9 protein-coding genes are annotated in these 11341 nt (G+C 58.2%); 6 read left to right on the top strand and 3 right to left on the bottom strand.

Annotated features, from left to right (window positions below; all coding sequences use genetic code 11):
- Positions 1–330: 330 nt before the first annotated feature.
- The 5 genes from hutU to ACYZT5_RS04735 all read left to right on the top strand — a co-directional run bounded on the left by hutU (position 331) and on the right by ACYZT5_RS04735 (position 5439).
- On the top strand, positions 331–2031 hold the full coding sequence (gene hutU, locus ACYZT5_RS04755) for a urocanate hydratase (RefSeq protein WP_462050026.1): 1701 nt from the start codon (positions 331–333) through the stop codon (positions 2029–2031).
- 292 nt (positions 2032–2323) lie between these two features.
- A complete protein-coding gene (locus tag ACYZT5_RS04750) occupies positions 2324–3088 on the top strand; it encodes a transporter substrate-binding domain-containing protein (RefSeq protein ID WP_462052191.1) in 765 nt (254 codons plus the stop codon).
- A 134-nt stretch (positions 3089–3222) separates the two neighbouring features.
- A complete protein-coding gene (locus ACYZT5_RS04745) occupies positions 3223–3870 on the top strand; it encodes an ABC transporter permease (RefSeq protein WP_462050025.1) in 648 nt (215 codons plus the stop codon).
- 21 nt (positions 3871–3891) lie between these two features.
- On the top strand, positions 3892–4629 hold the full coding sequence (locus ACYZT5_RS04740) for an ABC transporter permease (RefSeq protein ID WP_462050024.1): 738 nt from the start codon (positions 3892–3894) through the stop codon (positions 4627–4629).
- Between the two features lie 18 nt (positions 4630–4647).
- A complete protein-coding gene (locus tag ACYZT5_RS04735; RefSeq protein WP_462050023.1) occupies positions 4648–5439 on the top strand; it encodes an ABC transporter ATP-binding protein in 792 nt (263 codons plus the stop codon).
- A 231-nt stretch (positions 5440–5670) separates the two neighbouring features.
- On the opposite strand, the gene ltrA is transcribed toward ACYZT5_RS04735, so the two are convergent.
- From ltrA to ACYZT5_RS04720, 3 genes are all read right to left on the bottom strand, one after another.
- Positions 5671–7092 (bottom strand): group II intron reverse transcriptase/maturase, encoded by a 1422-nt coding sequence (gene ltrA / locus ACYZT5_RS04730; protein ID WP_462050022.1) that lies wholly within the window; start codon positions 7090–7092, stop codon positions 5671–5673.
- Between the two features lie 494 nt (positions 7093–7586).
- Positions 7587–8954: an MFS transporter gene (locus ACYZT5_RS04725; protein ID WP_462050021.1), complete on the bottom strand. Its 1368-nt coding sequence runs from the start codon at positions 8952–8954 to the stop codon at positions 7587–7589.
- A gap of 68 nt (positions 8955–9022) precedes the next feature.
- Positions 9023–10219 carry a fumarylacetoacetate hydrolase family protein gene (locus ACYZT5_RS04720; protein ID WP_462050020.1) on the bottom strand — a complete coding sequence of 399 codons (1197 nt, stop codon included), beginning with the start codon at positions 10217–10219 and terminating at the stop codon, positions 9023–9025.
- Positions 10220–10339: 120 nt separating this feature from the next.
- On the opposite strand from ACYZT5_RS04720, the gene ACYZT5_RS04715 reads away from it, so the two are divergent.
- Positions 10340–11299, top strand: coding sequence for a LysR family transcriptional regulator (locus ACYZT5_RS04715; RefSeq protein WP_462050019.1), 960 nt, complete (start codon positions 10340–10342; stop codon positions 11297–11299).
- The last annotated feature ends 42 nt before the right edge of the window (positions 11300–11341 follow it).

The following is an 11341-nucleotide window of genomic DNA, read 5'->3' as shown; positions in this document are numbered from 1 at the left end:
CCGAACTGTCACCGAGTGCCCCAGCGTGGCGCAATTTCATGTTCAAGTAACAATCGTGACACTGCCGCAAAAACCCTCCGGAAGAAACGCCTCCCGCTAAACCCTTGTTTCAAACGCGTTTCAACCAAATCCCAAGCTTTATTGAACGATGAGCCATCAAGTTGGCCGCTTGATTGCATATGCTTGTATGTACAAGTAAACGTGTGTGTGCATGAGTAGCCAGAAAGATCGGCGCACAGAACCTGTTTCCGCTTGTGACGGGCCTTCCCGCACACGCTCCCTCGCCCACTGCCCGGGCTGGTATGGATTGATCGCAGAGGAGTCTTTTTCGTGACTGACAATACCCAGAAACCTACAACCGCCTCTTTTACAAAAAGACGTGATGTTGAAATTCGTGCGCAGCGCGGTAACAAGCTGACCGCCAAGAGCTGGCTGACCGAAGCGCCGCTGCGCATGCTGATGAACAACCTCGACCCGGAAGTCGCCGAGAACCCTAAAGAACTGGTGGTTTACGGTGGTATCGGTCGTGCGGCACGTAACTGGGAATGCTACGACAAGATCGTCGAAAGCCTGACCCACCTGAATGACGACGAGACCCTGCTGGTGCAATCCGGCAAGCCGGTCGGTGTGTTCAAGACTCACAGCAACGCCCCGCGCGTACTGATCGCCAACTCCAACCTGGTGCCACACTGGGCGAGCTGGGAACACTTCAACGAACTCGACGCCAAAGGCCTGGCCATGTACGGCCAAATGACCGCCGGCAGCTGGATCTACATCGGCAGCCAGGGCATCGTTCAAGGTACCTACGAAACGTTCGTCGAAGCCGGTCGCCAGCACTACAACGATGACCTGACAGGTCGTTGGGTCCTGACCGCAGGCCTCGGTGGCATGGGCGGCGCTCAGCCTCTGGCCGCGACCCTGGCTGGCGCTTGCTCGCTGAATATCGAATGCCAGCAGGTCAGTATCGATTTCCGTTTGAACAGCCGTTACGTCGATGAGCAAGCCACCGACCTCGACGACGCGCTGGCCCGCATCGCCAAATACACTAAAGAAGGCAAAGCGATTTCCATCGCCCTGCTCGGCAACGCAGCTGAAATCCTTCCAGAACTGGTCAAGCGCGGCGTGCGCCCGGACATGGTCACCGACCAGACCAGCGCCCACGACCCGCTCAACGGTTACCTGCCTGCCGGCTGGACCTGGGAAGAGTACCGCGCTCGCGCCAAGACCGAGCCTGCTGCCGTGGTGAAAGCCGCCAAGCAATCGATGGCCGTGCACGTTAAAGCGATGCTCGAATTCCAGAAGATGGGCATTCCAACCTTCGACTACGGCAACAACATCCGTCAGATGGCCCAAGAAGAAGGCGTCGAGAACGCGTTCGACTTCCCAGGCTTCGTACCGGCTTACATTCGTCCGCTGTTCTGCCGCGGCATCGGTCCATTCCGTTGGGCTGCACTGTCGGGCAACGCCGAAGACATCTACAAAACCGACGCCAAGGTAAAAGAGCTGATCCCGGACGACGCCCACCTGCACAACTGGCTGGACATGGCGCGCGAGCGCATCAGCTTCCAGGGTCTGCCGGCACGTATCTGCTGGGTTGGCCTGGGCCTGCGCGCCAAGCTCGGTCTGGCGTTCAACGAAATGGTTCGCAGCGGTGAATTGTCCGCGCCAATCGTGATCGGTCGCGACCACCTGGACTCCGGTTCGGTAGCCAGCCCGAACCGCGAAACCGAATCGATGCAGGACGGATCCGACGCCGTGTCCGACTGGCCACTGCTCAACGCTCTGCTCAACACCGCGAGCGGCGCGACCTGGGTTTCCCTGCACCACGGCGGCGGCGTCGGCATGGGCTTCTCCCAGCACTCGGGCATGGTGATTGTCTGCGACGGTACTGACGAAGCAGCCGAGCGTATCGCTCGCGTACTGCACAACGACCCGGCCACCGGTGTTATGCGTCACGCCGATGCGGGTTACCAGATCGCGATCGATTGTGCCAAGGAGCAGGGCCTGAACCTGCCGATGATTACCGGTTGATCGGTCGGCCAAGGGCACATGGGGATGGGACAGCTGTTCAGGCTGAAACCATTATGGGCGAATTAACCGGCTTAACTGACGGTTGGATTTTATGGTTTTGTCTTGTTCGCACAAGAACCATTGTGCGGACAAGCATTGGAGATTCGGCCTGAGCCGGATCAGTTCGCAACACTCCATTGATTAGGCAGGAAGTATCAAGATGTCGAAGAAATCAAGCTGGTTGGGTTCTGTAGTGCTCAGTGCAATGGTTTTGGCCTGTGCTCCGGCACTGCAGGCCAAAGAATGGACCTCGGTGAATATTGCGACCGAGGGCGCCTATGAACCCTGGAACCTGACGCTCCCGGGTGGAAAAATCAGCGGTTTCGAACCGGAGCTGATGGATGTCATCTGCCCGCGCATGAAGCTTAAGTGCAACGTCGTCGTACAGAACTGGGACGGGATGATCGCCAGCCTCAATGCCGGTAAATTCGACGTGCTGATGGACGCCATCGTCATCAACGAGGAACGCCAGAAGGTCATGGCCTTCTCGACACCTTATGCCCAGACACCTGCCAGTTTCGTCGCACTGAAAGCCGATCTGTTGCCGGGAAAAACCGGTGCTGACGCCGCCATCACCCTAGGCACCGACGCCAAGGAAGTACGTGCTGGCGTTGAAGAACTGCGCAAGGCACTCAAGGGCAAAACCATTGGTATCGCCTCCGGCACCATTTACACCTCATTCATTGATCAGAACTTCAAGGATGTGGCGACCATTCGTGAGTACGGCAGCTCGGCCGAAGCCATTCTCGATCTGCTCGCCGGCCGTATCGACGTCGCGTTCGATGACGTGACTTTCTTCAACTCGGTCATGGACAAGCCTGAGAACAAACCACTGGTGTTTACCGGTCCGGTCATCAAAGGCCCAATCTGGGGTGAAGGCGAAGCGCTGGGCTTCCGCCAGAGAGACACTGAGCTCAAAGCCAAGTTCGACGCAGCCCTCAAGGAAGCCATGGCTGACGGCACGATCAAGAAACTGAGTGAGAAGTGGTTCAAGGAAGACCTTACCCCTAAGCAATGATCCGAACGGCCCGGCACCGTGAAGGCTGCCGGGCTGCTTAACCCTTTTCATAAGTGGGACCCTCTATGAACCTCTTGCAGCTACTCAGTTTTGGTGACTCAGGTTGGGGAATGGCGCTGCTCCAGGCAACGGGCATGACCGTGATATTGACCCTGGCAGCGCTGCTGGTGGGCGCGGTATTTGGCAGCCTGGTCGCTGCAGCCAAGCTCTCCCGCCAGCGCAGTTTGCGCTGGCTGGGAGATCTGTATTCGATACTGTTCAGGGGGATTCCCGAGTTGCTGGTGATCTACCTGTTCTACTTTGGCGGAGCCAGTGTGGTAACAGCGGTTGGCCACTGGTTCGGCGGTGAAGGCTATATCGACGTGCCGCCTTTTCTGGTCGGGGCGTTGGCGGTCGGGCTGATTTCCGGCTCCTATCAGGCTGAAGTCTACCGGGGCGCTTTTCTCGCGGTATCGCGGGGCGAACTGGAAGCCGGGCTGGCCATCGGCATGACCCGTGCGATGCGCTTCAAACGGATTCTGGTGCCCCAGGTGCTGCGATTCGCGTTGCCCGGACTGGGCAATGTCTGGCAAATGAGCCTGAAAGACTCCGCACTGATTTCAGTCATCGGCCTGGTGGAATTGATGCGTGCCAGTCAGGTCGCAGCCGGATCCACTCGTCAATATTTCACGTTCTACATCATTGGGGGCGCTGTGTACCTCATTCTCACTGGCCTGTCCGGTCGGCTTTTCCACATGGCTGAGGCTCGCGTGCGTCGCACGCGGCAACGCAGCCCAGTCTAGTTCGAGTCGGGAGTGCCACTTATGATCGATTTTCCGTTCCTCGCAGACACCATGCTCAAGCTTTTGGCAGCGTTACCCACAACGCTGACGCTATTTTTCAGCTCATTGGTGATCGGCCTGACCCTGTCCGTAGGCATTGTCAGCCTGCGGGTCAGTCGCTGGTGGTTTTTCAGCTATCCGGCGCGGTTCTACATCATGTTGTTTCGCGGTACGCCGCTGCTGATTCAAATGTTCCTGATTTACTACGGACTCGGCCAGTTCCCGGCCATTCGCGATAGCTTCGCCTGGGTACTGCTCCGGTCGCCCTATGGCTGCGCGGTGGTTTCACTGGCCTTGTGTACCGCCGGTTACACCGCCGAAATCATTCGCGGTGGGCTGCTCAGCGTGCCACAGGGGCAGATCGAGGCGGGCAAGGCCGTGGGCATGTCGCCCTGGGAACTGCTGCGCCGGATCATTGCGCCGGTTACCCTGCGTCAGGCCCTGCCGGCCTACTCCACCGAGGCCATTTTGCTGGTCAAGTCCACGGCGCTGGCCAGCCTGGTGACTGTCTGGGACGTCACTGGCGTCGCGCAACAGATCATCCAGCGCACCTATCGTACGATGGAAGTTTTCATTTGCGCGGCCTTGATCTACCTGGTGCTGAATTTCCTGGTCGTCCGTGCTGTCGCCTGGCTTGAGTATCGCCTCTCGCCGCACTTGCGTGAACGGCCAGTCGACGCCATCAAAAAAGCCAGCCCCACGCTGCCTACCCATTCTTGATTTGATACGGAGCATGCCATGAGCACTCAGCCCGCTTCAGCCTTGTCGGTAACTAACATTCAGAAGTCCTTCGGCAGCGCACATGTCCTCAAGGGCATTTCCCTGGAAGCCCACAAGGGCGACGTGATCTCGATCCTCGGTGCCAGTGGATCCGGCAAAAGTACCTTCCTGCGTTGCATCAACCTTCTGGAAACGCCCGATCAAGGCATCATCAGCGTCAACGGTGAAGTGATCGAAATGAAGCAGCATGCCGACGGCCGCCAGACACCGAGCAACAGCCGCCAGGTCGAGCGCATGCGCAGTTGCCTGGGCATGGTGTTCCAGAGCTTCAACCTCTGGTCGCACATGACCGTGCTGCAAAACGTCATTGAAGGCCCAATGCGAGTGCTCAAACGCCCCCGTGCCGAATGTATCGAGGAAGCTGAGGCCCTATTGCACAAGGTCGGCCTGTACGATCGCCGCGACTATTACCCCGCGCACCTGTCCGGTGGCCAGCAGCAGCGCGTGGCGATCGCCCGCGCGCTGGCGATGAATCCACAAGTCATGTTGTTCGACGAACCGACCTCGGCCCTTGATCCTGAACTGGTTGGCGAGGTGTTGCGCGTGATGCGCTCCCTGGCCGAAGAAGGCCGCACCATGCTGGTGGTCACCCACGAAATGGGTTTTGCCCGCCACGTATCCAATCGGGTGGTGTTCATGCACGGCGGCCTGGTCGATGTGCAGGGTACGCCAACGGAACTATTCGAAGGCTTGCCCACTGAACGCTTTCGGCAATTCGTCTCTAGCCATAACGATAGAAGTGCCGAGTAAGTATTGCCCATGGTGCGCGTCTTGGAGCGCACTATTCCAGTCCGCTTCAGACCGGGCGAGGAGCGAAGGCGCGCGGACGATTACCGCTGGAGCAAGTCATTGGTTAGCCCCATCTCCATTTTTTTCTGCAGTGGAAACCGAAGCCGACTTTTTCCACGAGATCGAGTAGGAGGCGGATTTACATCCGCCGTCCTCTCACACCACCGTACATACGGTTCCGTATACGGCGGTTCAGGTTACGCGATTAAGTCGGTTGATCGTATCCAGTATCGAGACCAGCCCCAGTGCATCCCATCGTTTCTTTGGCAGAGCCAGATTCATATGGGATGCACCGGCGTTCCACCACGGGCCTCGACCGTTGAAGGCTGACCTGCAGGCGGTCACCTCGCTGAGCCCGAGACGCATTAGGTGGCGGGCCCTCGTCGAGGGCAGCTTCCAGTGACGCCACACGACACAACGAAGTTTTCGACGCACCCATCCATCAAGGGCTTCAAGAGGACCTTTGCTCTGGCTGAGCTTGAAATAGCCAGTCCAGCCACGCAGTACAGGGTTCAGTTGTTCGATTACATCCGACAACTTTCGGCCCCTCGCTCCACGCAGCAAGCCTCTGAGCCGATCACGCAAGCGCCCCAGACTCATCGTCGCCACTCTCAGCCTCGGCTGTTGATGCCAGCTCATCCCATAGCCCAGATAATCGCAGACCCAAGGCCGTGCCACGCGGCTCTTTTCCCGGTTCAACGTCAGTTTTAGACGTTGATTCAGGAAGCGCTCAACCCCAGCCAACACTCGCTCACCAGCACGGCGACTGCGCACATAAATGTTCGCGTCATCGGCATAACGCACGAAGCGATGGCCTCGCCGTTCCAGTTCACGGTCGAGTTCGTTGAGCAGGATGTTCGACAGCAACGGCGAGAGCGGGCCGCCTTGCGGCGTCCCTTCCTGCCGTCGGCTGGCGATACCGCCTGACATCGTTCCCGCTTCGAGGTAACGACGGATCAGCTTGAGCACCCGCTTGTCTTCAATTTGGCGCGCCACGTAGGCCATCGGAACATCGTGGTTGACCCGATCAAAGAACTTCTCGAGATCAAGTTCCACGCACCAGCGGTGACCCGCCGCCACATGGGTGCGAGCGGTTTCGATGGCTTGATGAGCGCTTCTGCCCGGACGAAAGCCGTAGCTGTAATCCGAGAACAGCGGATCGAAGATAGGCGTGAGCTGTTGCAGCAAAGCCTGTTGGATCAGGCGATCCACGACACAGGGAATGCCCAGCTGTCGTGTTCCGCCTTTGGGTTTGGGGATGTCGACGGCGCGTACACCTTGCGGGTGGTACTCGCCGGCCAGCAACCGATCCTTGAGGATCGGCCAATACTGTTTCACGTAGTCCGCCAAGTCGTCGACCGTCATGCCATCGGCACCCGGTGAGCCCTTGTTGCTGACTACGCGTTGATACGCACGCTTGAGGTTGGCCGGTGCAAGCACCCGCTCCATCAGCGTGTCCGACTCCGCGTTCGTCCACGTCACAGACGCCGCCGATACCTGTGCGCTGTCAGCCGTCATCCTCGGATTCTGTCCGGGACTCGGGGTAACAGTTTTCTCTGGGAGAAATTTCTGCATTTCGATACTCGACGAGACTCTGACGCCTACTGGCGGCATAACCTGTTCGGCCCTTGGCGACGTGGTTATTCGTCACTTACTACGGCCTCGGCTGACTTCTGCACGTTCATCCCGTCGCCTCTCGACGCTCGGTAGCACAGTGGCAAACGTGCAGATCTCCCAGGGTAATTCGCGCGACCTTCCTGCTTATGCCTGTCGGATTTACGTCACAGCGTTCCGTGCAAGTATTGGGCTTTGACGGTTTGGGCCGCCTTACCCCGCTGCGCCGCCTCTATCCGCTTCCGTTTCGTCAGGCCGGCATTTTGCCTCGGGCTTCCTTCAGATTCGCAGTCATCCGCGACACCCTTGCCTCTGGCTAACACTTCCCCTTGCCGGGTGTGTAGAGGACTTTCACCTCCAAGTCACCAGCGTGGCCACCACAGCCAAGCTGGTTGCGCTTGCGCGCAACGCGCCATGCCTGGCGCACCAAAAAAAAGCCGAAGCCCTTAAAAGGCTTCGGCTGTTTTTATCGGTCTATTGTCGACACTGTGACTTCAAGGATTAGAAGGTGCCTGGGCATTACTCGCCACCCCGTCCAGCGGACCTTGATTGACCTGCAGTTGCCCCTTCGGCACGCGCAACGTCCATAGCAGGTAAACCCCTACCAACCCCGCTGCCGACAGCGACAACATCCCTGCCCGTGGATCGGTGAACCAGACCTCCATATTGGCCTTGAGCATTGGCGCGACGAAGCCGCCGATGTTGCCCATGGAACCGATCAGGGCAATACCGCCTGCCGCAGCGACCCCACCGAGGTAGCCGGTCGGCAGCGTCCAGAACAGCGGTTGAACGGTCACGAAACCAGCCGCTGCAAAACAGAAGGCCAGCAGTACCGGGGCAAAGCTGTTGAGCAAGGCCGAGGCAGCAATACCAAGGGCAGCCATGCCGAGCATGCACATCGCCATCTTCAGGTGCGCCCCATGTCGGTCGGCATAACGCGTCACAAAGTACATGGCGACGGCGGCGCACAGCCATGGCAATGAAATGAACATGCCCACCTCTAAGCCGACCTTGGTCCCCAGCAGCTCCGCAATTCGGGTTGGCAGATAGAAGATGACCCCGTACACACTGACCTGAACGCTGAAGTAGATCAGGATGAACTTCAGCACTCGCTTGTTGCCGAGCAGGCCCAGCAGGCTGTTCGGTCCATGAGCGAGTTTGAGTTTGTCTTCGGCTTCGAGCTCCTGGCTCAGGGCGGCCTTCTCCTCGCGGGTCAACCAAGGGGCATCCTGTGGCTTACTCTTGAGGTAAAACAGCGCAATGATCCCCACGACGACAGCCGCCAGGCCTTCCACCAGGAACATCCACTGCCAGTTGGTCAGGTTGAACATGTCATGCATTTCCAACAACCAACCCGACATCGGACTGCCTACCATCAAAGCCAGTGGCAGGCCGAAATAGTAGATCCCGATTGCCTGACCGCGACGCTGTGCCGGAAACCAGTAGGTCAGGTACAGGATGACACCTGGGGAAAAGCCCGCTTCGGCCACGCCGAGTAGAAAACGCAGTACGTAAAACGTTGTTTCATCCCGAGTGAACATCATGGCGGCAGACACCAGCCCCCAGGTGATCATGATCCGGCTCAGCCAGACCCGTGCGCCGACCCGATGCAACATCAGGTTGCTGGGGACTTCGAAGATCGCATAGCCAATGAAGAAAATGCCTGCCCCGAGGGCGAAAGCGGCATTGCTCAAGCCGATATCGGTTTGCAGCGCCGCCTTGGCGAACCCCACGTTGGAGCGATCAATCATTGCCAGGGCGAACATTAAGGCGAGGAACGGCAACAGCTTCCATCGGCACTTGGCGATGGCGCTCTCGATAGCTGCCGCGTGAGCCGATCTTGTTGTGTTTTTGGTCATCATTTGTGTGCCTTGTTATTAGATGTCCAGCGACCACTGTTTTTATCTGCCAGCAACCTCTGGCAGGCAAATCAGTGGAGTGATTTACCTGCCACCAGACCGCGGGCAGCCAGGTTGCCCATCAATGCACGCAGGCCAAACGTCCATGGTGTGGCTTGATTGCTGTAGGTGACGCGATTGTGCAGCGTGCCCAGCATCGGGCTACCGATGCTGACGCTATCGCCCTGCTTGTGAGTGAATCCACTGCCCTGCTCTTCACGATCCTGCGTCGGAGCAAACAGGGTGCCCAGAAACAGCATGAAGCCATCCGGGTACTGGTGATTGCTGCCCACAGTCTGGGCTACCAACTCCAGCGGATCGCGACTGATCTGCTCCATCGAACTGCTGCCGCGCAGGATGAAGCCGTCATCACCTTCGACGACCAGGTCGACCACGCAGCGGCGCACATCATCCAGAGAAAAGCCTTCGTCGAACAGGCGAATAAACGGGCCGATAGCACAAGACGCATTGTTGTCCTTGGCCTTGCTCAACAGCAATGCGCTGCGACCTTCGAAGTCGCGCAGATTGACGTCGTTGCCCAAAGTTGCGCCCAGTATCCGGCCATGGCTGTTCACCGCCAGGACGATTTCCGGCTCAGGGTTGTTCCATTTGGACTCGGGATGAATACCTACCTCGTTGCCGCTGCCGACGGAAGCGAGAACCGGCGCCTTGGTGAATATCTCGGCATCAGGGCCGATCCCCACTTCCAGGTATTGCGACCACAACCCCTGCCCGATCAACGCCGCCTTTAGCCGCGCCGCTTCGCTCGAACCCGGTTTGATCGAGCGCAGGTTATCGCCGATAGCCATCTTGACCACGTTGCGCACACTCTCGGCCTTGACCGCATCACCACCGGCCTGCTCTTCAATCACTCGCTCAATCATACTGGAGGCGAATGTCACACCGGCGGCTTTGATCACTTGCAGGTCAGCCGGTGGCAACAAGAAAGCTTTGGAGGGGGCGGAGCCCATTCCCGTATTGGCCAACAATTCGTCAACACTGCCAATGTATCGACCCCGAGCGCTGCGAACAGCCTCGAGCGGTGACGGGCTCTCAAGCAGATCGCTTAATGTCGCAAACTCCTGCGACACATCAAACACGCCATCGGCGCGCAGTACCACCGGCGACGGGCCTGCGGCCTCCCCCGGCACCCAAGCACGACCGATCAGCGTGCCTTCCAGGCCATCGATCGGGAGGGTGTTTTTACCAGTCAAATTCAGCTTGGGCATATGCAGATCCAGGTCAATTCGGTAACGACCGCGCAAAACTAGTGGACTTGGTTGATAAATCCCAATGACATATTTTCAGCATTTGATATCGTTTCGTTATCAATCAGAGTTGAGCGACTTATGGAAAACGATGAGATTTCATACGCCGGCGTCAGTAAATGGCTCAAGATCAAGCACCTGATGCTGGTCGATACCCTGGCCCGGACCCGCAACATGCATACCACCGCCGAGCTGATGAATCTGACCCAGCCCGCCATCAGCAAGATGTTGCGCGACATCGAGCTGTTGCTCGGGTTTGCCTTGTTCGAACGGCAGACCCGCAGCATGGTCCTGACCGAGCTCGGTGAGTTCGTGGTCCGCTATGCGCGGATGACCCTGGACGACACACAATCTTTCGTCGATCAGCTCAATAAGCTGCGCAAAGGTGGACATGGCCATTTGAAAGTCGGCGCGATTTTCGCCGCTACCTCGGTCGTGCTGCCCGAGGCCATCACCCGGATCAAGCTGGACCGCCCGATGCTGTCCATCGAAGTGATCGAGCAAACCAGCAATCAACTGCTGGAAATGCTCGAGCATAAAAAGCTCGATCTGATCATTGCCCGCTTCACCGATGAACGTTATCAGCAGCCATTCGAATTTCGCGCACTGGGGCCCGAGCCGTTTTGCCTGGTGGTCAACAGTCGCCATCCCTTGGCGCAGTTCGATGAAGTGGCGACTGATCAGCTCGGCGATTGGCCCTGGGTCATGTACCCCTTCAATGCCCCCATACGGCGGCGAATGGAAAATGCCTTCACCGAGTTCAATGTGCGCACGCCCACCAACACGGTCGAAACCATCTCGATGCCGACCTTCCTGCAACTGCTGCAATCGGGACCGATGCTCGCGATGTTGCCCGAGTCCATGGTCCAGCCCCAGGTCCAGAGCGGCTTGCTCAAAGTGCTCAACACGCCGTTCAAGGTCGAGCCCCAGGACTACGGCATCATCACGCGCAAGGACGAACCGCTGAGCGAAGCGGCGCGGGAATTCGCCGATACCTTGCTGGAATTCGCCAGACTGCGACGGGAAGCTGGCGACCGTTGAGAGATTTTCACTCAAAAAACCCTGAACCAATGAGAAAAGGTT

This window comes from Pseudomonas sp. LB3P14 (assembly GCF_054898045.1).
This window is presented reverse-complemented; position numbering and strand designations above follow the sequence as displayed.

Coding starts and splice junctions, on each gene's coding strand:
- ACYZT5_RS04745 (WP_462050025.1), top strand. CDS start 3,223: ATGACCGTGATATTGACCCTGGCAGCGCTGCTGGTGGGCGCGGTATTT.
- ACYZT5_RS04740 (WP_462050024.1), top strand. CDS start 3,892: ATGATCGATTTTCCGTTCCTCGCAGACACCATGCTCAAGCTTTTGGCA.
- ACYZT5_RS04735 (WP_462050023.1), top strand. CDS start 4,648: ATGAGCACTCAGCCCGCTTCAGCCTTGTCGGTAACTAACATTCAGAAG.
- ltrA (WP_462050022.1), bottom strand. CDS start 7,092: ATGCCGCCAGTAGGCGTCAGAGTCTCGTCGAGTATCGAAATGCAGAAA.
- ACYZT5_RS04725 (WP_462050021.1), bottom strand. CDS start 8,954: ATGATGACCAAAAACACAACAAGATCGGCTCACGCGGCAGCTATCGAG.
- ACYZT5_RS04720 (WP_462050020.1), bottom strand. CDS start 10,219: ATGCCCAAGCTGAATTTGACTGGTAAAAACACCCTCCCGATCGATGGC.
- ACYZT5_RS04715 (WP_462050019.1), top strand. CDS start 10,340: ATGGAAAACGATGAGATTTCATACGCCGGCGTCAGTAAATGGCTCAAG.